The organism is Pseudomonas sp. FG35 (assembly GCF_057809295.1).
The window spans coordinates 112276-134553 of the sequence record NZ_JBMDJR010000006.1 but is presented as its reverse complement, the minus strand read 5'-3'; the positions used below and the strand labels follow the sequence as shown (position 1 = coordinate 134553).

The 22278-nt window shown below is 61.4% G+C and carries 18 protein-coding genes; 12 read left to right on the top strand and 6 right to left on the bottom strand.

Going from position 1 to position 22278, the window contains the following annotated elements:
- Positions 1-16: 16 nt before the first annotated feature.
- Together betT and epsC are read right to left on the bottom strand one after the other, a co-directional pair.
- A complete protein-coding gene (betT, locus tag ACODTD_RS13965; protein WP_489104974.1) occupies positions 17-1978 on the bottom strand; it encodes a choline transporter BetT in 1962 nt (653 codons plus the stop codon).
- A 288-nt stretch (positions 1979-2266) separates the two neighbouring features.
- On the bottom strand, positions 2267-3193 hold the full coding sequence (epsC, locus tag ACODTD_RS13960) for a serine O-acetyltransferase EpsC (protein WP_007952730.1): 927 nt from the start codon (positions 3191-3193) through the stop codon (positions 2267-2269).
- 190 nt (positions 3194-3383) lie between these two features.
- Between epsC and ACODTD_RS13955 the strand changes: the two genes are divergently transcribed.
- The 11 genes from ACODTD_RS13955 (at position 3384) to ACODTD_RS13905 (ending at position 14762) form a co-directional block, all read left to right on the top strand.
- Positions 3384-4388, top strand: a complete 1005-nt coding sequence (locus tag ACODTD_RS13955; protein WP_085647938.1) for a D-cysteine desulfhydrase — start codon at positions 3384-3386, stop codon at positions 4386-4388.
- Positions 4389-4633: 245 nt separating this feature from the next.
- A complete protein-coding gene (gene tcyJ / locus ACODTD_RS13950) occupies positions 4634-5434 on the top strand; it encodes a cystine ABC transporter substrate-binding protein (protein ID WP_201817951.1) in 801 nt (266 codons plus the stop codon).
- Positions 5434-6099 carry a cystine ABC transporter permease gene (tcyL, locus tag ACODTD_RS13945; protein WP_011331947.1) on the top strand — a complete coding sequence of 222 codons (666 nt, stop codon included), beginning with the start codon at positions 5434-5436 and terminating at the stop codon, positions 6097-6099. Before tcyJ ends, tcyL begins: the two co-directional genes overlap by 1 nt.
- A gap of 4 nt (positions 6100-6103) precedes the next feature.
- Positions 6104-6853 carry an L-cystine ABC transporter ATP-binding protein TcyN gene (gene tcyN / locus ACODTD_RS13940; protein WP_011331946.1) on the top strand — a complete coding sequence of 250 codons (750 nt, stop codon included), beginning with the start codon at positions 6104-6106 and terminating at the stop codon, positions 6851-6853.
- A 456-nt stretch (positions 6854-7309) separates the two neighbouring features.
- Complete coding sequence (locus ACODTD_RS13935) at positions 7310-8074, top strand: hypothetical protein (RefSeq protein ID WP_011331945.1); 765 nt, start codon at positions 7310-7312, stop codon at positions 8072-8074.
- A gap of 266 nt (positions 8075-8340) precedes the next feature.
- A complete protein-coding gene (locus tag ACODTD_RS13930; protein WP_011331944.1) occupies positions 8341-9582 on the top strand; it encodes an SfnB family sulfur acquisition oxidoreductase in 1242 nt (413 codons plus the stop codon).
- A 38-nt stretch (positions 9583-9620) separates the two neighbouring features.
- Complete coding sequence (locus ACODTD_RS13925) at positions 9621-10814, top strand: SfnB family sulfur acquisition oxidoreductase (RefSeq protein ID WP_011331943.1); 1194 nt, start codon at positions 9621-9623, stop codon at positions 10812-10814.
- A complete protein-coding gene (locus tag ACODTD_RS13920) occupies positions 10814-12178 on the top strand; it encodes an LLM class flavin-dependent oxidoreductase (RefSeq protein WP_011331942.1) in 1365 nt (454 codons plus the stop codon). The genes ACODTD_RS13925 and ACODTD_RS13920 overlap by 1 nt, the downstream gene beginning before the upstream one ends.
- Before the next feature lie 13 nt (positions 12179-12191).
- Positions 12192-13001: a MetQ/NlpA family ABC transporter substrate-binding protein gene (locus tag ACODTD_RS13915; protein ID WP_007952748.1), complete on the top strand. Its 810-nt coding sequence runs from the start codon at positions 12192-12194 to the stop codon at positions 12999-13001.
- Positions 13002-13003: 2 nt separating this feature from the next.
- Positions 13004-14128: a methionine ABC transporter ATP-binding protein gene (locus tag ACODTD_RS13910; protein ID WP_489104947.1), complete on the top strand. Its 1125-nt coding sequence runs from the start codon at positions 13004-13006 to the stop codon at positions 14126-14128.
- Positions 14118-14762: a methionine ABC transporter permease gene (locus tag ACODTD_RS13905; protein ID WP_007952752.1), complete on the top strand. Its 645-nt coding sequence runs from the start codon at positions 14118-14120 to the stop codon at positions 14760-14762. Before ACODTD_RS13910 ends, ACODTD_RS13905 begins: the two co-directional genes overlap by 11 nt.
- 5 nt (positions 14763-14767) lie before the next feature.
- On the opposite strand, the gene ACODTD_RS13900 is transcribed toward ACODTD_RS13905, so the two are convergent.
- The gene (locus ACODTD_RS13900) at positions 14768-16186 is read right to left on the bottom strand and encodes a hypothetical protein (protein WP_489104946.1); all 1419 of its coding nucleotides are present in this window, start codon (positions 16184-16186) and stop codon (positions 14768-14770) included.
- A gap of 182 nt (positions 16187-16368) precedes the next feature.
- Between ACODTD_RS13900 and ACODTD_RS13895 the strand changes: the two genes are divergently transcribed.
- Entirely contained in the window at positions 16369-16998 is a 630-nt protein-coding gene (locus tag ACODTD_RS13895) for a class I SAM-dependent methyltransferase (RefSeq protein WP_221615552.1), read from the top strand.
- Between the two features lie 26 nt (positions 16999-17024).
- On the opposite strand, the gene ACODTD_RS13890 is transcribed toward ACODTD_RS13895, so the two are convergent.
- Genes ACODTD_RS13890 through ACODTD_RS13880 form a run of 3 tightly spaced genes read right to left on the bottom strand, consistent with a single transcriptional unit; the run spans position 17025 to position 22239 of the window.
- The gene (locus tag ACODTD_RS13890; protein WP_064382722.1) at positions 17025-20078 is read right to left on the bottom strand and encodes an efflux RND transporter permease subunit; all 3054 of its coding nucleotides are present in this window, start codon (positions 20076-20078) and stop codon (positions 17025-17027) included.
- Positions 20075-21139 (bottom strand): efflux RND transporter periplasmic adaptor subunit, encoded by a 1065-nt coding sequence (locus tag ACODTD_RS13885; protein ID WP_221615553.1) that lies wholly within the window; start codon positions 21137-21139, stop codon positions 20075-20077. The genes ACODTD_RS13890 and ACODTD_RS13885 overlap by 4 nt, the downstream gene beginning before the upstream one ends.
- Complete coding sequence (locus ACODTD_RS13880) at positions 21136-22239, bottom strand: efflux RND transporter periplasmic adaptor subunit (RefSeq protein ID WP_011331936.1); 1104 nt, start codon at positions 22237-22239, stop codon at positions 21136-21138. Before ACODTD_RS13880 ends, ACODTD_RS13885 begins: the two co-directional genes overlap by 4 nt.
- Positions 22240-22278 lie beyond the last annotated feature (39 nt).

Below are 22278 nucleotides of genomic sequence, written 5' to 3'. Positions count from 1 at the left end.
CGGCGCCCTGCCCCGATCAACGCACCAGATGCAGGAACTGCATGTGCCGTTCGTACTGGTCGAGGATGTCGTTGATGATCTGCTCTTTGGTGTAACCGACCAGATCGTAGTCCTGACTGCCCTCGCTCAGATGCACTTCGGCGCGGTAGTAGCGGCGATTGTTGAGCTGCTTGGAGCCCATGCCTCCGCGGGCGAACGACGGCGTGAAGTAGCCGCGCATCTGCACCTGATAAATAAACGGGTGCTGCTCGCCGTGTCCGATTTCCAGACTGACGCTGTCGTGCGCCGGATCCGGTTGGGTGACCACGTTCAGGCCTTTCTCGGCAAACACGGCCGTCACTTCTTCGATGGCCGGTTTCACCGTGGTTTCCATGAAGCGGTACACCTCGTCGCGCGACGGGAAGTGCACGGCCTGGCTCAGACGCTGACGCCAGCCGCCCTTGCCACGCCGTGAGCCGGACACCGGCGCCAGGGAATGCAGTTGCGCGATCTGCTTCTGCGACTCCAGATAGAACGCCTTGTGCAGGCCCCACATCATCAGCAGCAGAATCAGCGAGAACGGCAACGAGGTCAGCACCACCGCCGACTTCAGCGCATCGATGCTGCCGGAGAACAGCAGCGCACTGGTCACCAGCGCGGTCATCGCGCCCCAGAACACCCGCAGCCATTTCGGCCCGTCTTCATCCGGGTTGCCGCCCTTGGCCGACAGGGTCGAGAGCACCACGGTGCCGGAGTCGGCGGAGGTGACGAAGAACACGAAGCTGATGAACACCGTCACCGCGATGACGGTCTTGCTCCACGGATAGGTTTCCAGCAGCAGGTAGAGGGTCATCGACGGGTTGTCGAGGGCCGACATGCCCAGCGCCGACATACCGTGGTTGAGCACTTGGTCGATGGCGCTGTTGCCGAAGATCGACATCCACGCCAGGGTGAAACCGAGCGGAATCAGCAGCACGCCGAAGACGAATTCGCGGATTGTCCGGCCACGGGAAATCCGTGCGATGAACAGGCCTACGAACGGCGACCATGCAATCCACCAGGCCCAGTAGAACACCGTCCAGCCGCCGAGCCAGTCGCTCGGTTTGTCGTAGGCGTAGAGGTCGAAACTCTTCATCGGCAACGCGCCGAGGTAGTCGCCCAGATTCTGGATCAGGGTGTTGAGCAAATGCTGGGTGGGGCCGGCGAACAACACGAACAGCAGCAGCGCACAGGCCAGCAGCATGTTGATGTCGGACATGACCCGCACGCCTTTATCCACACCGGAGACGGCGACGATGATCGCTGCGCCCATCATCAGCGTGATCAGGCCGACCTGAATCCACTGGGTGTGGGCGATGCCGAACAGGTAGTCCAGACCGGAGTTGAGATGGAGCACGCCGAAGCCCATGTCCGCACCGAGGCCGAACACCGTGGCGATGATGCCGAAGCCGTCCACCGCGTAGCCGATGGGGCCGTTGATGCGTTTGCCGATCAGCGGGTACAGCGCCGAACGCAGGGCCAGTGGCAGATTGTGCCGATAAGCGAAATACGCCAGCGCCATGCCGACAAAGGCGAACACGCCCCAGCCGTGCAGGCCCCAGTGCAGAAACAGAATCTGCATCGCCTGACGCGCCGCCTCCGGGGTGCCGGCCTCGCCTTGCGGCGGCTGAAGCATGTGGGTCAGCGGCTCGGATACGCAGAAGAAAAACAGCGTGATGCTGATCCCGGCGGCGAACAGCATGCCGGCCCAGGACAGGTAACTGAATTCGGGTTCGTCGTGGTCGGCACCGAGTTTGATCTTGCCGTAGCCCGATAACGCGGTGACCACCACGAAGACCAGATACAGGGTCATCGCGAGCATGTAGTACCAGCCGACCGTATTGGCCGCCCAGTTTTGCGCTTCGAGAAGCCAGGCGCCGGCCTGTTCCGGCATGGCGATGACCGTCAGGCCGAACAGCAGGATCACCGTCGCGGCGAACCAGAACACCGGCGGATTCATGCGCACCAGACCGCTGGCGGGGGTGGACGATGCACTCATGAACGGTGCACCTCAAGGGGTTGGAAAATGGCTGAAATGATCGGACTCAGCAAAGGCAAGCCTCCTGTTGTGAGCGGGCAGCGAACCGCCGGTTTAACTTGAATGAACGTTCAAGTTAAACATGGATAGTACGCTCAGGACTAATCGCAGGGCTCAGCGGTACCTTTCGTACGCTAGCTCAAGAGGGGTTATGACGCTGTGGCGAGGACGATCGTTCCCGCGTTGCGCGGGAACAATCAGACAGAAAAATTACTTCTGCGTCCCGTCATCATGCTGCAGATTGGCCTGGGTCAGGTTGCACCCGGCCGGCACGCTGCGGGTCAGCCACACATTGCCGCCGATGGTCGAGCCTTTGCCGATGGTGATCCGCCCGAGAATCGTCGCCCCGGCGTAGATCACCACATCGTCCTCGACGATCGGATGGCGTGGATGGCCTTTCTGCAACTGGCCGTCCTCGTCCGCCGGGAAGCGTTTGGCGCCGAGGGTCACCGCCTGGTAAATCCTGACGCGCTCGCCGATGATCGCGGTCTCGCCGATCACCACGCCGGTCCCATGGTCGATGAAGAAACTGCGGCCGATCTGCGCGCCCGGATGAATATCGATGCCGGTCGCCGAGTGGGCGATTTCCGAGCTGATCCGCGCCAGCAGCGGCAGACCTGCGCGATACAAATGGTGAGCCAGACGATGGTGAATCACCGCCAGAATCCCCGGATAGCACAACAGCACTTCATCGACGCTGCGCGCCGCCGGGTCACCGTGGTAGGCGGCCAGCACATCGGTGTCGAGCAGGCTGCGCAGGCCCGGCAGTGCGAGGGCGAAATCCTGGATGATCCTGATCGCCTGAGCCTCGACTTCAGTGTCTGCCTGAGCACTGTGACGGGCGACGTAACGCAACTCGAGTCGTGCCTGGGCCAGCAACGCATTCAGCGCGACATCGAGGGTATGACCGACGTAAAAATCCTCGCTCTCTTCACGCAGATCCACCGGCCCCAGCCGCATCGGAAACAGTGCGCCGCACAGGGCTTCAAGGATCTGCGCCATCGCATCACGGGACGGCAATTCGCGCCCGCCCTGCTCGCCGGAAGCACGGCCATTTTGTGCCCGCCACTGATCCCGCGCGGTACGCAGCTGGCTGACGATGGTCTGCAATTGCCAATGGCTGGAACGCTCGCTCACGGTAAAGACTCCTCACGGGCGGCCGGACTGTCTGGCCGCGTCAACGGCGACTACTTTACGGCAAGCCCACGGGCGCGAATTAAGAACCGATAGTGCTGGCCTAAGCACGTTTGGATATAAGCGATTGGCGGTTGCCCCGGTAAATCGGCGTGCCTATAGTCCGGTGATCTTCCTCCGCCAGTACGGAACCATGTCCACACAACCGATCAAACAACAGCTGCAACGCTTCAACCGCCTCGACCTGCTCGGCCAACCGACCCCACTGGAAAAGCTCGAGCGCCTGTCCACCTGGCTCGGCCGCGATGTCTACATCAAACGCGACGACCTGACGCCGCTGGCCATGGGCGGCAACAAGCTGCGTAAGCTCGAATACCTCGCCGCCGATGCCCTCGCCCAAGGCGCCGATACCCTGATCACCGCCGGCGCACTGCAATCGAACCACGTTCGCCAGACCGCCGCGCTGGCCGCCAAACTGGGCCTGGGTTGCGTAGCGCTGCTGGAAAATCCGCTGGGCACCGACGACAGCAACTACACCGGCAACGGCAATCGCCTGCTGCTGGACCTGTTCGACACCAAGGTCGAGCTGGTCGACAACCTCGACAACGCCGACGAACAACTGGCCGCCCTCGCCGTGCGCCTGCGCAGCAACGGCAAGAAGCCGTATCTGGTGCCGATCGGAGGCTCCAACGCCCTCGGCGCGCTGGGTTACGTGCGCGCCGGTCTGGAGCTGGCGGAACAGATCAAGGACACCGGGCTGCAATTTTCCGCCGTCGTTTTGGCCTCGGGGAGTGCCGGCACTCACAGCGGTCTGGCGCTGGCGTTGAGCGAAGCCCTGCCGCAACTGCCGGTGATCGGCGTGACCGTCTCGCGCAGCGAAGAAGATCAGCGCCCGAAAGTCCAGGGCCTGGCCGAACGCACCGCCGACCTGCTGGGCGTGGCGCTGCCGGACAGCTTCAAGGTCGAGTTGTGGGACGAATACTTCGGCCCGCGCTACGGCGAGCCGAATGCCGGGACACTGGCGGCGGTGAAACTGCTGGCGAGTCAGGACGCCGTGCTGCTCGATCCGGTCTACACCGGCAAGGCCATGGCCGGGCTGCTCGACGGCATCGGTCGCGGGCGTTTCGACGACGGCCCGATCATCTTCCTGCACACCGGCGGCGCCCCGGCGTTGTTTGCGTACAAGGATTTTCTCTGACGCGCTCGTTCCCACGCTCTGCGTGGGAATGCATCCCGGAATACGAAAAACACATATTCCACAGATGAATAACAAACGGAAAATTCATTATTTTCCATTCTAAAAGAACCGTCATATAGTCTCGCCGCAGGCGAATTTCGCGAGAGACGCATAAGCTGCTTTAAGGCAGGATAGCGCTGTCGTCCAATTCCCGGATTCGCCAACTTTCCTTAAGCGTCTTCCATAAGAAAACACAGGGGCTTGTCATGATTCTTTCCGCACTACGTCGAAATCTGCTGGTAGGTTCGCTGGGCCTGGCACTGAGCGCCGGTCTGATCAGCAGCGCCGTTGCCGGTGAGCAACTGCAACAGATCAAGGACAAAGGCGTTATCAACGTCGGCCTGGAAGGCACTTACCCACCGTTCAGCTTCGTCGATGCCGACGGCAAGCTGTCGGGTTTCGAAGTCGAACTGTCCGAAGCCCTGGCCAAGAAGCTGGGCGTGAAGGCCAAGATTCAGCCGACCAAATGGGACGGCATCCTCGCGGCCCTGGAATCCAAGCGTCTGGACGTGGTGGTCAATCAGGTGACCATCTCCGAAGAGCGTAAGAAGAAGTACGACTTCTCCGAGCCGTACACCGTTTCCGGGATTCAGGCACTGGTACTGAAAGACAAGGCAGCCGCGCTGAACATCAAATCCGCCGCCGACCTGTCCGGCAAGAAAGTCGGCGTCGGTCTGGGCACCAACTATGAACAGTGGGTCCGCGCCAACGTGCCGGGTGCCGACGTTCGCACCTACGACGATGATCCGACCAAGTTCGCCGACCTGAACAACGGCCGTACCGACGCGATCCTGATCGACCGACTGGCTGCACTGGAATACGCCCAGAAAGCCCCAAAAACCGTCGCTGCCGGTGAAGCCTTCTCCCGTCAGGAAGCGGGTATTGCCCTGCGCAAAGGCGAACCTGAACTGCTGGCCGCCGTGAACAAGGCCCTCGACGAACTGCGTGCCGACGGCACCCTTGAGAAGCTGTCCAAGAAATACTTCAACGCTGACGTCACCCAATAATGGAAGAAGCTTTCCAACTCGCTCTGGACTCCGCGCCCTTCCTGTTGAAGGGCGCGTACTACACGGTAATCCTCAGCCTCGGCGGCATGTTTTTCGGCCTGCTGCTGGGCTTTGGCCTGGCGTTGATGCGCCTGTCGCGTTTCAAGTCGGTCAGCTGGCTGGCCCGCATCTACGTGTCGTTCTTTCGCGGCACGCCGTTGCTGGTGCAACTGTTCGTGATCTATTACGGCTTGCCGCAATTGGGCATGGAACTCGACCCGCTGCCGGCGGCACTGATCGGCTTCTCGCTGAACATGGCCGCCTACGCCTGTGAAATCCTGCGTGCCGCGATCGGTTCGATCGAACGCGGCCAGTGGGAAGCCGCTGCGAGCATCGGCATGACCCGTGCGCAGACCCTGCGCCGGGCCATCCTGCCGCAGGCGATGCGCACGGCGTTGCCGCCGCTGGGCAATAGTTTCATTTCACTGGTCAAGGACACCGCACTGGCCGCCACCATTCAGGTGCCGGAGCTGTTCCGTCAGGCACAGCTGATTACCGCCCGGACTTTCGAAGTCTTCACCATGTATCTTGCCGCCGCGCTGATCTACTGGATTCTGGCCACGGTGCTGTCGCACTTCCAGAACAAGTTGGAAGAGCGGGTCAATCGGCACGACCAGGAGTCCTGACCCCATGATTGTCGTGGAAAAACTGACAAAGCAGTTCAAGGGTCAAGTCGTGCTCAACGGCATTGACCTGGAGGTGAAGGAAGGCGAGGTCGTGGCAATCATCGGGCCCAGCGGCTCGGGCAAGACCACGTTCCTGCGTTGCCTGAACTTCCTCGAGGAACCCACCAGCGGCCGGATCAAGGTCGGCGAGATCGAGATCGATACCAGTCGCCCGCTGAACCAGCAGCAGAACCTGGTGCGCAACCTGCGCCAGCACGTGGGCTTCGTGTTCCAGAACTTCAACCTGTTCCCCCACCGCACCGCCCTGGAAAACGTCATCGAAGGCCCGATCGTGGTCAAGAAGACGCCTCGCGATGCAGCCATTGCCCTGGGCAAGAAGCTGCTGGCCAAGGTTGGCCTGGCGGGCAAGGAAGACGCCTACCCACGGCGCCTGTCCGGTGGCCAGCAACAGCGCGTGGCGATTGCCCGGGCGCTGGCGATGGAGCCGGAAGTGATCCTGTTCGACGAGCCGACCTCGGCCCTCGATCCGGAACTGGTAGGTGAAGTGCTGGCGACCATCCGCGGCCTCGCCGAGGAGAAACGCACCATGGTGATCGTCACCCACGAAATGGCGTTCGCCCGTGACGTGGCCAACCGCGTGGTGTTTTTCGATAAAGGCGTGATCGTCGAACAAGGCGAAGCGAAAGCGTTGTTTGCCAATCCGAAAGAAGAACGCACTCGACAGTTCCTCAGCAAGTTCAGAAACAACGGCTGATCCGTAAACTTTCCTGAATATAAACTTCCATGGATGGAAGTTTGCCTTACGCCCTCCCGAATAAAAACTTAATCAAGTGACCGCATTACATATATATGTCCTGCAACAGTCTCGGCGCGATTAAAGTTTGCCCCCTCCAAGTTTCCAGCCGTATAAACAGACCGACGACAGAACAATAAAATCCGGCAAAAGCTGTGGCCCGATTCGCCAGGTGGAATAGGTAGAGCGCCTTATCTGCGTAGGAAGCTTCTGATAAATCCGTAATTCTTCAATTAACTAACGCTGTCCGTTGACACGCCATTCAGCGAACTTTTATCTAGTCACTCATCACGCCCCACAACATGACCAAGACCCGATAACGAATGGCCGAACGACCCTGTTTTTATTACCGGACAATTCACGCCATTTTAACTTTCAGAAACGGATTTCGCTGCAAGGCTTCAAGGAGAGGACTTCATGACCCGCACTTCGCACATCCCCGAACTGGCCGCGCCGAGCCTGGCGCCATCCCGAAACAATGGCATCAACCTCGCGGCAGCGGCTCATCTGCTGGTCGATGTGCCGCCTTACCCGGAGATGGACACCGGCGACCTGATCGAACTGTTCTGGAACAACTGCTATGTCGCTTCTCACCTGCTGACAGCACAGGACGTCGCGGCCCCAATCAGCCTGCGAGTGCCGGAAAGCTTCATCGCCAGCGGTTCGTCTCGCATCCACTATCGGGTCATGCGGGTCGGGCACGGGCCATCGCTGTCGGCGGCGGCGCGCGTCACGGTGAAACTCGACTGCCCCGGCGGGCAGCCCCCCGCGGTGTGTGGTGACGAAAACCAGCAACTGGCCCCTGTGACCCTGCCCGAGACCATTCGCCGTCAGGGGGTCAACGCGAACCAGATCAAGCGTGGCGTACCACTGACCATCGAGCCGTACCTGAACATGGCTGACGGCGATGCCATCACCCTGCGCTGGGGCGATGTGCGGATGGACCTGGCGCGCATCACCCCTGCCGATGTCGGCCAGCCGATTCAGGTCTGGGTGCCGCCGGCGATCATCACCGAGGCCGGCGAAGACCTGCGGCTGGATGTGACCTACTGCATCCTCGACCGGGTCGGCAACAACTCGCGCTGGGCGCCGCCGCGAACGCTGAAGATCGGTTGCGTGAATCCCTACCTCAAGGTGCCGCTCAAGGAAACGCCGAAGGCAGCAGAGCCGCAAAAAAAATGAGCATCGACGGCCGGTGAGGGACGACTTCCCTCGCCGCCGCACGCTTAACCAACCGGACCACGCCCCCTTCTATACATATTCCTAAAAGTTAGTTTATTTAAATTTTATACGCGCTTAGGGTATATGAACCGGACCACCGGACATTCTTTCGTTCGCCGCACTTTTGCGGCGTTTTTCATGAGATGTGAGGTAGGTAACATGGTCCGGAACACAATCACCCCAGTGCAGATCGCCAGGGCATTGCGTGCAGCCAGGGAGCGGCACTGATGTCCAGTCTGGCAGACGCAAACGTCCAGAGTGACCTGGACATCGCCCCGTTGTTGTTGCCTGCACAAGTGCTGCGCAACGACGCTCAAGCCATCAAGGCCGCCCATGAGCTGGCGCAAGTCGCCCGCGTGCAGGCCGCCAAACGTGATCGCCAGCGCAAGCTGCCGTGGTCGGAAATCGAACAGTTCACCCGCAGCGGCCTCGGCAGCATCGCGATTCCGCGCGAATACGGCGGTCCGCAGGTTTCCTTCGTGACCCTGGCCGAGGTGTTCGCGATCATTTCGGCAGCCGACCCGGCATTGGGGCAGATCCCGCAGAACCAGTTCGGCATCATCAACCTGATCCTCGGCAGCGCCACCGAACAGCAGAAAAAACATTTGCTACAGAGTGTGCTCGAAGGCTGGCGCATCGGTAATGCCGGGCCGGAGCGTGGCACCAAGAACACCCTGGAATTGAAAGCGCGCATCACCGCCGACGGCGATGACTACGTGATCAATGGCCAGAAGTTCTACTCCACCGGCGCCCTGTTCGCCCACTGGGTCGCGGTCAAGGCGCTGAACGATGACGGTAAACAGGTTTTGGCCTTCGTCCGTCGGGGCACGCCGGGCCTGCGCATCGTCGATGACTGGTCCGGTTTCGGCCAGCGCACCACCGCCAGTGGCACGATCCTGTTGAACAACGTGCGGGTCGACGCCGGCCTCGTGGTGGACAACTGGAAGATCAACGAAAAGCCCAACACCCAGGGCGCGGTGTCGCAGCTGATTCAAGCGGCGATCGACGCCGGCATCGCCCGTGGCGCCATCGATGACGCCATTGAGTTCGTCAAGACTCGCGCCCGGCCGTGGATCGACGCTAACGTCGAACGGGCCAGCGATGACCTCTACGTCATCGCCGACATCGGCAAACTGAAAATCGAACTGCACGCCGCCGAAGCGCTGCTGCGCAAGGCCGGGCAGGTACTGGATCAGGTGCACGCCGCACCGCTGACTGCCGAGTCCGCCGCCCGCGCCTCGATTGCCGTGGCCGAAGCCAAGGTGCTGACCACCGAGATCTCGCTGCTGGCCAGCGAAAAACTCTTCGAACTGGCCGGCAGCCGCGCGACCCTCGCCGAATTCAACCTCGACCGTCACTGGCGCAACGCCCGGGTGCACACCCTGCACGACCCGGTGCGCTGGAAGTACCACGCGGTCGGCGCTTATCGCCTCAACGGCAAGTTGCCGGCTCGCCATTCCTGGATCTGACGACCCGAACACTTTTGACCAGATCTCTGGAGAAATACATGACTTTTTCCCATCCCGTCGCGGTCATCACCAGCGACGAGCAAGCCCTGATCGTCGCCAGCGACCTGGCCGAAGATTTCCAGCGCGACAGCAACCTGCGCGACCGCGAACGCCGGCTGCCGCTGCCGGAGCTCGACGTGTTTTCCCGTTCCGGCCTGTGGGGCATCAGCGTGCCCAAGGAGTACGGTGGCGCCGGCGTATCCAACGTGACCCTGGCCAAAGTCATCGCTTTGATCGCCAGGGCCGATGGCTCGCTCGGGCAGATTCCACAGAACCATTTTTATGCCCTGGAAGTGCTCCGGGTGAACGGCAGCCACGAGCAGAAACAACGTCTGTACGCCGAAGTCCTCGCCGGCCAGCGTTTTGGCAATGCCCTGGCAGAACTGGGCACCAGGACCGCCCACGACCGTGTCACCCGCCTCGAACGCGACGGCAGCGGTTATCGCATCAACGGTCGCAAGTTCTATGCGACCGGCGCCATTTACGCCCAACGGATTCCAACGTCCGTGGTCGATGAAAACGGCGTGCAGCAACTGGCGTTCGTCCCGCGCGACAGCAAAGGTCTGACCGTGATCGACGACTGGAGCGGCTTCGGCCAGCGCACCACTGGCAGCGGTTCGGTGGTGTTCGAAAACGTGTACGTCGCCGCCGAAGACGTCATTCCGTTCCAGAGCGCTTTCGAGCGCCCGACCCCGGTCGGCCCGTTGGCGCAGATCCTTCACGCCGCCATCGACACCGGCATCGCCCGCGCCGCTTACGAAGACGCGTTGCACTTCGTGCGCAGCAAGACCCGTCCATGGATCGATTCGGGCAACGACAAAGCCACCGAAGACCCGCTGACCCTCAAGAGCTTCGGCCACTTGAGCATTCGCCTGCACGCCACCGAAGCCCTACTCGAACGTGCCGGCGAATTCCTCGACGCGGCCCAGGCCGAGACTAACGCCGAGACCGTTGCGGCAGCCTCGATTGCCGTCGCCGAAGCACGGGCAATCAGCACCGAAATCTCCCTGGCCGCCGGTAGCACCCTGTTCGAACTGGCCGGCAGCCAGGCCACCCTGATCGAGCACGGCCTCGACCGCCACTGGCGCAACGCCCGGGTACACACCCTGCACGACCCGGTGCGCTGGAAGTATCACGCGGTGGGCAATTACTACCTCAACGATGAAAACCCGCCGCTGCGAGGGACCATCTGATGAGCAAGAAAAAGATCCTGCTCAATGCGTTCAACATGAACTGCATCGGCCACATCAACCACGGGTTGTGGACCCATCCCCGCGACACCTCGACCCGATACAAGACCCTCGAGTACTGGACCGAACTGGCACAGTTGCTGGAGCGCGGGCTGTTCGACGGGCTGTTCATCGCCGACATCGTCGGCGTGTACGACGTCTATCAGAACTCGGTGGACGTCACCCTGAAGGAGTCGATCCAGCTGCCGGTCAACGACCCGCTGCTGCTGGTATCGGCGATGTCCGCGGTGACCAAAAACCTCGGTTTCGGCCTGACCGCCAACCTCACCTACGAGCCGCCATATTTGTTCGCCCGACGCATGTCGACCCTCGATCACCTGAGCCGTGGACGGGTGGGCTGGAACATTGTCACCGGCTATCTGGACAGCGCCGCCAAGGCGATGGGCCTCAGTGAACAGGTCGAGCACGACCGGCGTTACGATCAGGCCGACGAGTACCTCGAAGTGCTCTACAAACTCTGGGAAGGCAGCTGGGAAAACGGTGCGGTGCTCAACGATCCACAGCAGCGGATCTACGCGCAGCCGGACAAGGTGCACAAGGTCGAACACAAGGGCGAGTTCTATCAGGTCGAGGGTTATCACCTGTGCGAACCGTCACCGCAGCGCACGCCGGTGCTGTTTCAGGCCGGCAGTTCGGATCGCGGTCTGCTGTTCGCCGGGCGCCATGCCGAGTGCGTGTTCATCAGCGGCCAGAACAAGCCGTCGACCAAGGCGCAGGTGGACAAAGTCCGGGCCAGCGCCGTCGAAGCCGGGCGCAATCCCGAGGACATCAAGGTGTTCATGGGCCTCAACGTGATCGTCGGCGAGACCGAGGAAGCGGCCTGGGCCAAGCACGCTGAATACCTGAGCTACGCCAGCGCCGAAGCGGGCGTGGCGCATTTTTCGGCCTCCACCGGGATCGATTTTTCCCAGTACGAAATCGACGAACCGATCCAGTACGTGAAGAGCAACGCGATCCAGTCCGCCACCAAGAACTTGCAGAACAACGACTGGACCCGGCGCAAATTGCTCGACCAGCACGCCCTCGGCGGGCGCTACATCACCGTGGTCGGTTCGCCGCAGCAAGTGGCGGATGAACTGGAATCGTGGATCGCCGAAACCGGCCTCGACGGCTTCAACCTGACCCGCATCGTCACCCCGGAAAGCTATGTGGATTTCATCGATCTGGTGATTCCGGAACTGCAACGGCGCGGCTCGTACAAGACCGCGTACGACAGCGGCAGCCTGCGGGAAAAACTGTTTCACGGCGAAGCGCATTTGCCGCCGCAACACACCGGCGCCCACTTCCGACACACCTCCTCGCACTGACTGGAAAACCACCATGACCAAGAAACTGCTGTCCCACCCAGTCAAAGCACTGGCCCTGGCCTTCGGCCTGTTCAGCTCGGCTGTTTTCGCCGCCGATGCCCCGTTGAAAATCGGCACTACCGCCGCCTTCGCGATTCCGCTGGAAGCCGCAGTCGAAGAGGCCTCCAAACAAGGCCTGAAAGTCGAGCTGGTGGAATTCACCGACTGGATCGCGCCGAACGTCAGCCTCGCCGCCGGTGACATCGACGTGAACTACTTCCAGCACATTCCGTTCCTGGAAAACGCCAAGGCCGCCTCCGGTTTCGACCTGGTGCCGTTCGCGCCGGGCATCATCAACAACGTCGGCCTGTACTCGAAGAAATACAAAAGCTTCGACGAGCTGCCGGAAGGCGCCAGCGTCGCCATTGCCAACGACCCGATCAACAGCGGTCGCGGTCTGCAACTGCTGGCCAAAGCCGGTCTGATCACCCTCAAACCAGGCGTCGGCTACAAGGCTACCGAAGACGACATCGTCGCCAACCCGAAGAAAATCAAGATCCTGCAGGTCGAAGCGGTGCAACTGGTGCGCGCCTACGATGACGCCGATCTGGTCCAGGGCTATCCGGCCTACATTCGTCTGGCGAAGACTTTCGATGCCGGCTCCGCACTGCTGTTCGACGGCCTCGACCACAAGGAATACGTGATCCAGTTCGTGATCCAGCCGAAGAGCAAGACCGACCCGCGCCTGATCAAGTTCGTCGACATTTACCAACATTCGCCAGCCGTTCGCGCCGCACTGGATAAGGCCCACGGCAAGCTGTACCAGGCCGGTTGGGAAAGCTGAGGATGACCGCAGCCATCCAACGGCGACTGGACCTTCCAGAGCCACCTGCGCTTGCGCAACGCACCGAACTGCATCCGGAACTGAACCGCGCTCATGTGCGTTTCGTCGGGCTCGGCAAAACCTACGACGGCAAACAAGGCACGGTCGCTGCCCTGCAAGGCATCGACCTGGCGATCCAGCGCGGTGAAGTGTTCGGCATCATCGGCCGCAGCGGCGCCGGCAAGTCGTCGCTGATCCGCACCATCAACCGCCTCGAACAACCGACCTCGGGCCGGGTGCTGATCGACCAGGTGGACATCGGCGAATACGACGAGGATCGCCTCGTCGCCCTGCGGCGGCGGATCGGCATGATCTTCCAGCACTTCAACCTGATGTCGGCGAAAACGGTGTGGCAAAACGTCGAACTGCCGCTGAAAGTCGCTGGCGTTCCGAAGGAACAGCGGGAGAAAAAGGTTCGCGAACTGCTGGAACTGGTGGGCCTGCAAGCCAAGCACACGGCGTATCCGGCGCAGCTGTCCGGCGGGCAGAAACAGCGTGTCGGCATCGCCCGCGCGCTGGTGCATGACCCGGACATTCTGCTCTGCGACGAAGCCACTTCGGCACTGGATCCGGAAACCACCCAGTCGATCCTCGGCCTGCTGCGCGAGATCAACAAACGCCTGGGCCTGACCATCGTGCTGATCACCCACGAGATGGCGGTGATCCGGGAAATCTGCGACCGCGTCGTCGTACTGGAACATGGCCGCATCGTCGAGCAAGGCCCGGTGTGGGAAGTGTTTGGCAATCCACAGCACGAAGTCAGCCAGACCTTGCTCGCACCGTTGCAGCACGCTTTGCCCGAAGAATTGCAGAGCCGTTTGCAGGTGCAGCCGTCGTCGTCCGATGCGTCAGTTGTGCTGCGTTTGCAGTTCACCGGCAGCCAGCAGGATGAGCCGGATCTGGCCGCGCTGTTCGCCGCGCTTGGTGGCCGGGTGAAATTGCTCCAGGGCGGCGTGGAACGGATCCAGGGCCACGCGCTCGGGCAACTGTTGCTGGCGGTCGCTGGTTCACAGCTGAATGCCGAGCAATTGCGTGAGCGTGCCGGCCAATGGGCACAACGCACGGAGGTGTTGGGTTATGTGGTTTGATCGCTTGCTGCAGGGTTTCATCGACACGTTTCTGATGGTCGGCGTGTCGTCGCTGATCGCATTGCTCGCCGGGATTCCGATGGCGGTGATTCTGGTCACCAGCGACAAGGGCGGGATCTACGAAGCGCCGGTTCTTAACCGTGCGCTGGGTGCCTTCGTGAACCTGTTTCGTTCGATCCCGTTCCTGATTCTGATGGTCGCGCTGATTCCGTTCACCCGGCTGATCGTCGGCACCACTTACGGCGTGTGGGCGGCCGTCGTGCCGCTGACCATTGCGGCCACGCCGTTCTTTGCGCGAATCGCCGAGGTGAGTCTGCGTGAAGTCGACTACGGCCTGATCGAGGCCGCGCAAGCCATGGGCTGCCGGCGCTGGCACATCGTCTGGCACGTGCTGTTGCCCGAGGCCCTGCCGGGGATTGTGGGCGGGTTCACCATCACCCTGGTGACGATGATCAACTCATCGGCGATGGCCGGAGCGATTGGCGCCGGCGGTCTGGGTGACATCGCCTATCGCTACGGCTATCAGCGCTTCGACAGCCAGATCATGCTGACCGTCATCGTACTGTTGGTGGCGCTGGTGGCGCTGATTCAGCTGGGTGGAGATCGTCTGGCACGGGGGCTGAACAAGCGCTGAGATCGTCAACGGTTCAACAGGCTTTCAAGCAGCTGGCTGTCTGCGATTCTGGCCAGATGCAGAGCCTGCAAACTGGTAGCGGCGTAGATAATGCTGTCGGCATTGCTTGAGGCTAGCGATGTCCGAACGGTCGGGTGGGCATTGAACAGGTCGACGGCCGTCTGGACATCCAGCTTCTCTGCCAGTCCCAGAGCCTCTCTGACTCCGGCGGTGAAACGGATGTGGTCGCTCGTGAACCCATCCAGGTATGCCACCGTCATGCCGCCCTGCATGATGACTTCCGAAACACCGCGCTCGGCCATGTCGTAAACCGGCACAGGACGACTTAGAGCATTTCCCATGCGCGCGTCCAGATAAAAGAAATCCAGCGCGCCTGGCCCAACGCTCTTGAACCGGTTGACCCTGTTCGTGTGCAGCATCTCATGACCCAGAACGGCGGCAAAATCCCCGGTTTGCAGGTGATTGAGACTGATAAATAAACGGCCATGAAAATCGAACTGGTACATCCACGCCCGGCGATCCTGGTCAAACGCCACACCCACGAACTTTTCCATCCCCCATGGCCCCTGATACTCCTTTGACAGCGCCTCGCCTCGCGACAGGCAATCGGCGAACTTCGCCTTGATCAGTGCATGCTGCGTGCCGAAAAATCCCTGAAAAATACCTGCGACCTCGGCGTAGTTCGCCGCGAGCCCATTGCGAGCATCGGAAAATATCTGGTGCGTGGCGTGCAACTCGGTTCGCAGGGTGGCTGCGTGCCGGGATTCAAACTGACTCAGTCCACGGGCAACGATCGTCACGGTGAGAGAGGTTTGACGCTCGAACCGGTCATCCCGGCCTTCATACAGTCGACCCTGCGCAGCTGTTGCATCCCTGCCGATTGAAGGCTTGAGGCCGATAAGCTCGGAATCGGGTCGGGCGCTCATGGCGTTGCCGATGTCAGCCAGAATCGACAGTTGTTCGGTTTTCCAGAGCTTCGTCCGCTGATCAAGAACAAGTCTCGGCCCCGAGGCGGACTGTTCCGACGGGAGCGTCGCACGGTATTCACCCGTTACGACGTCCTGCCGGACCTGCACGATTTCACCCGCAGCGATATCGACAAACTCGCGACCCTTGAAACGCCTGATGCCCTGGGTATCGGCAGCTGGGAGGCCACGCGGCAGTCTGAGGCGATACTTTTCAAGCGACATCACTACGGACCGGATAGAAGTATTTTCCGCCAGGGGCAGCCCGGTAATCGTGACCGCGGCGTCAGCAGAAACCGGCATCGCCGGATCTTTTTCCAGCGCTGGAGAGGTTCGCGCAACCTTGATTGCCGGGGCCTCGATGGAAAGGGTATCGCCTGGCCTCGTACGGGGCCGCGTGGCATCCGGTGCAAAACGGGCATGTGATGGCGTGACGTGGGGCTTGCGACCGATGACCATAGGAAATCCTGTTTCTGAAGAGGTCGCCCGAGACGGGGCGGCATCGCGACAATCATCTGTCGCACAGGCGTTATTTCATCCGTTTCGGGATTGCTCAGTGCGGTACAGGGTTATTGCCTGCGCACCCGCCTGAACCTGTATGGCGTATATTCACCAAACCCGAATGCCACCGCAGTCCGACCATGAAACAGACCCCCACCGATCTTGAGCAGATCACTTCGACCACCCTCAGCCACTACAACGCGGTGGCCGAAGATTTTCGTGAAGGCACCCGCGATCACGATGTCAGCCAGAACATCGACGCCCTGTTGCGGCACATCCAGGGTACGGCGCCGTTTTCCATCCTCGATTTCGGCTGCGGGCCGGGGCGGGACTTACAGACATTTACCCGGATGGGACACGTCGCCGTCGGCCTCGACGGTGCGGAAAAATTCGCGCAGATGGCTCGCGAGGACAGCGGTTGCGAGGTGTGGTGTCAGGACTTTCTGAAGCTGGATCTGCCGCCAGAACGCTTCGACGGGATCTTCGCCAACGCGGTGCTGTTTCATGTGCCGTTGCAGGAGCTGCCTCGGGTTCTGAAGCAACTGCACGGGACATTGAAACCGGGTGGCGTGTTGTTCAGCTCCAATCCGCGCGGGGATAACCGCGAGGGCTGGAACGGGCCGCGTTATGGCTCGTATCACGATCTGGAGGCCTGGCGCGGATTGTTGACCGCTGCCGGGTTCGTCGAGCTGGAACATTACTACCGGCCGGCGGGGCTGCCGCGTGAGCAGCAGCCCTGGCTGGCGAGTGTCTGGCGCAAAGCCGTGTAGTTGGCGATAAACGCAAGGCGCTCGCCTTACTGCGCCTCTTTCTTCGGCTCGCGAATCTTGTACCAGGCCACGTATAGCGCCGGCAGAAACAGCAGCGTCAGCAGGGTCGCAATCACGATCCCGCCGATCATCGCGTAGGCCATCGGCCCCCAGAACACTTCCCGGGCGATCGGGATCATGCCCATGCTCGCCGCCGCGGCGGTCAGCAGGATCGGCCGGCGCCGGTGTTCGGTGGCTTCCACCACGGCATCCCAAGGCGCGTAACCTTTGCGTTCGAACTCGTCGATCTGGGTCACGAGGATCACCGAGTTGCGGATGATGATGCCGATCAACGCCAGAATCCCGAGGATCGCCACGAAGCCCATCGGCGTACCGGTCGGCACCAGCGCCAGCACCACACCGATCAACCCCAGCGGCGCAACACTGGCCACCAGAAACAGCTTCTGCACACTGTGCAGCTGGATCATCAGGAAGGTCGCCATCAAAAACAGCATCAACGGCAGCACTTTCGCAATCGGCCCTTGGGCCTTGCCACTCTCCTCGACCGTACCGCCAGTGGCGACCTTGTAGCCAACGGGCAGTTTGTCGGCGAACGCGTCGATGGACGGCTTCAACAGTTTCACCAGATCGGTCGGCTGAATCTCGTCACGCACCGACGCCTTGATGGTGATGGTCGGCAGGCGATCACGACGCCACACCAGCGGCTGTTCCAGCTCATAACGAACGGTGGCGAAGGCCAGCAAGGGAATCGACGTGCCGTTGGGCGTGACGATCTGCAGGTTCTGCAGGGTTTCCGGCGTACCGCGTTCCGAACTCACCGCGCGACCGACCACGTTGATCAGGTAGATGTCGTCGTTGACCTGGGTCAGCGGCGCCCCGCTGACGATGCTGTTCATCAGGTTCGCCACGTCTTCGGACGACAGCCCGAGCTGGCGCGCCTTGTCCTGGGCGATGTCGATGCGCAGGACTTTGCCCGGCTCGTTCCAGTCGTAAATGATCTCGCCGATGTGCGGGTTCTTGTCCAGTTCAGTCGCCAGGTCGATGGCATGCTTGCGCACTTGGTCGATGTCCTTGCCGCTGATCCGGTACTGGATCGGGCGCCCCACCGGCGGCCCCATTTCCAGCGCCTGCACGTAACTGCCGATGCCGACGAAGTCCTTGTGCAGACGTTCGCGCAGGCGCTGACTCAGGGCCTCGCGGGCTTCGAAGTCTTTGCTGACGATCACCAGTTGCGCGTAATACGGGTTCTGCAATTGTTGGTCGAGTGGCAGGTAGAAACGGATCGCACCCTGACCGATGTAGGTGCTCCAGCGCACGATGTCCGCATCGCCCTTGAGCGTGGCCTCGAGTTTGTCGACGGCCTTGCGGGTTTCGTCGATCGAGGCGTTTTGCGGCAGGTTGAGGTCGACCAGAATTTCCGGTCGATCCGAAGACGGGAAAAACTGATTCTGCACAAACCGCATGCAGAACACTGCCAGCACAAACAACAGCACGGTGATGCCGATGGCCCACCAGCGATTGCGCATGCACCACAGCAAACCTCCATTGAACGCCCGACCAACGCGCCCCGGTTCGGCCTCATGGGATTTCACGTTGGTACTCAGAATATGTACGCCGATCACCGGGGCGAAGAACACCGCCACAATCCAGGACACGATCATCGCCACGGCAATCACCGCGAACAGCGTGTAGGTGTACTCGCCGGCAGAACTGGCGTTGAGGCCGATGGGGACAAAACCGGCGACCGTCACCAGCGTACCGGTGAGCATCGGGAACGCGGTCGAGGTGTAGGCGAACGTCGCAGCCTCCTCCTTGCTCTCGCCCATTTCCAGGCGCGTGACCATCATTTCCACGGTGATCATCGCATCGTCCACCAACAGGCCGAGGGCAATGATCAGAGCGCCGAGGGAAATCCGCTGCATGGTGATGCCGCTGTATTCCATGAACACAAACACCATCGCCAGCACCAGCGGGATCGAGCACGCCACCACCAGCCCGGCGCGCACGCCCAGGCTGATGAAGCTGACCACCAGCACGATAACCACCGCCTCGAACAAGGCACTGGTGAATCCGCCAACGGCCTCCTCCACCACCACCGCCTGATCGGACACCGTGTGCACACCCACGCCAACCGGCAGATCCGCGGTCAGTTCATCGATGCGTTTGTGCAGGGCCTTGCCGAATTCCTGAACGTTGCCGCCCTTCTGCATGGCAATCGCCAGCCCGATCGCCGGTTTGCCGTCGAAACGGAATTCCGGCGTCGCCGGATCAGTGTAACCACGAGTGATGTCGGCGATATCCGCCAGACGATAGAAGCGGTCGTTGAGCTTGAGATTGACCTCGGCCAGGTCTTTCTCCGAAGCGAACTGACCCGAAGTCCGCACGGAAATCCGCTCGGGCCCCGCCTCGATGACACCGGCCGGAGTCACGGCGTTCTGCGATTGCAGGCTCTGCACCACCTGGCGCTGATCGATGCCCAGCGCCGCCAGTTTGCGGGTCGAGAAGTTCAGGTAAATCACTTCGTCCTGCTGGCCGATCATTTCGATCTTGCCCAGGCCCGGCACATTGCGGATCTCGGCCCGCGCCTGTTCCACATAATCGCGCAACTGGCGCATGGTCAGGCCGTCGGCGGTGAAGGCGTACACCGAGCCGAACACATCACCGAATTCGTCGTTGAATCCCGGCCCCTGAATCCCTTGAGGAAACTGCCCGCGAATGTCGTCGATCTTCTTGCGCACCTGGTACCAGATTTCCGGAATGTCCTTGGCGCTGGTGGTGTCGCGCAGGTACACGTACACCGTCGATTCGCCGGGGCGCGTGTAGCTTTTCACATAGTCGAGGGAATCGAGTTCTTCGAGTTTTTTCTCGATGCGATCGGTGACCTGCTTGAGGGTTTCCTCCTGGGTCGCGCCCGGCCATTTGGTCTGGATCACCATGGTCTTGATGGTGAACGACGGGTCTTCCTCGCGCCCCAGATTGAAGTAGGAGAACACCCCCATGAGCAACGCGACGAACATCAGATACCAGACGAAAGACTGATGCTTGAGGGCCCATTCGGAGAGATTGAAAGAGCCTTTCATTGACTGTCCTCGTCAAGTTTCACGGATTGTCCGGGTTTGAGACTGTTGACGCCGGCGCTGACCACGCGCTCGCCGTTCTTCACGCCACCCGCAAGTACAACGCTGCTGTCGGTGCGGCTGATCACGCTGACGTCGCGCGGGTTGACGGTTTTGCTTTGGGTGTCGATGACCCAGATCCGCTGTTTGCCATCGGCCTCCTGCAACGCCGTAGCTGGCAATTCGATACGTGGCTTGATCGCCGAGCTGAGGGTGACGCTGATCGCCGTGCCGAGGCGAAAGCCGTCGGGCGTATTGGCCAGGGTCAACCGTGCACGGCGGGTGCGCGTGGCACTTTGTGCCTGCGGTTCGATCTCGCGCAGGGTGGCCGTGGTGTTGATGCTCGGGTCGAGCTGCCCGGCCACCAGAAACACCACGTCGGACGGGATCTCATCGACCAGGGTGTCCGGCAGATCGATCACCGCTTCCTTGATGTCCGGTTGCGCCAGGGTCACCACTTGCTGGCCCGCCGTAACCACTTGCCCGGCCTCGGCGTTCCACGCGGTGACCACGGCTTTGTGATCGGAGCGCAGTTGGGTGTAATCGAGTTGGTCCTTGCTTTGATTGACCGCCGCGCGAGCCTGATCCAGCGAGGCCTGGGTGGTTTTCAGGTCCGTCATGGCAATGTCCAGTTGCGCCTGCGCACCCACGCCCCGGTCGAACAGCGCTTGCTGACGGCGGGCGTTGGCCTGGGCGTTGATCAGTTGTGCCTGAACCCTGGCCAGATCGCCCTGGGCCGAACGCAACTGGTTCTGCTGATCGGTCGGATCGAGCGTAGCGAGCAGCGTGCCCTTCTGCACCTCGGTACCGACGTCGACGTTGCGGCTGGCAATGCGCCCGCCGACACGAAAACCGGTATTGCTTTCATAGCGCGCCTGAATGCTGCCGGCGAAACGCCCGAGGTTTTCCTCGCTCAACGCTTCGACCTTGACCGACAACACCGGCCGTACCGGCTCCGGCGGTGGCTCGCTTTTCGAGCAGGCGGCCAGCAACACGCCAATGGATAACAGCCCCAGACGCTTCATGGCTGTGCTCCCGGCTGCAGATCCTTGTAGGTGTTTTCGGCAATTTCGACCTTCATGCCCGGATGCAGCAACTGCCCACCCGCGACGATGACTTTTTCCCCGCCCTTGAGGCCCTCGCTGATGATGACCTTGCCGATCAGGTAGCGGCTGACGGTGACGTTGTGCAACTGCGCTTCACCTTTGTCGTCGACCATCCACACCGCCGGATCGCTGACGTTCTTGGTCAGCGCCGACCACGGCAATTCAACGGCCGATTTGCCGGTACCCTTGGCCGTGGCGCTCACCACCGAGCCCAGTTGCATCCCTTGCGGCAGGCTGTCGAGGCTGACTTTGACCTGCACCGTGCCGGACTGCGCGGACACCGCCGGGGTGATTTCGCGCACGGTGCCGGTGGTCTTGATGGCGGGGTTGTCGAGCAGGCTGACGACAATCGAACGCTCCGCCGGCCGTTCGGCCAGCAGGGATTCGTAGACGTTGAACACGGCGTCGCGGTCGCCGTCCCGGGCCAGGCTGAAAATCGGTGCCGTGGCCTGAACCACCTGGCCGACTTCGGCCTGACGCTCGGTGATGACGCCGGGCGCATCGGCGATCAGCGCGGTATAGCTCAATTGATCCTTGGCGTTGGCCAACTGCGCCTGCGCTGCACTCAAGGCACTCTGGCTGCTGCGCAATGCAGCCTGCGCGGAATCGTATTCGCTCTGGCTGGTGTAGCCCTTGGGCAACAGTTTCTGCTGGCGGACGAACGCGGCGGCGCTCTGTTTGACCCGCGCCTGCTCGGCCACTACCTGAGCCTGAGCGGAATCGACATTGGTCTGCAAATCCTTCGGATCGAGCTTGGCCAGCACTTGTTTGGCCGAGACACGGTCACCGACATCGACCATGCGCTGGATGATCTTGCCGCCGACCCGGAACGACAGTTCGGTCTGCACCCGTGCCTGAACATCGCCGGTGAGGGTCACGGCGGCGGCGTAATTGGCGGGGTTCACCTCCTGCACGAAGACCCGGGGCAGGTATTCCGCAGGGGCCTTTTTCTCGCCGCAGGCGCTCAATAAAGCGAACAGACTGAGCATGACCGCTGTTTTCAATCCGGGACTCGCCATGCAGACTCCTTCCTGTGTACGAACGTGCAAGTGACGATA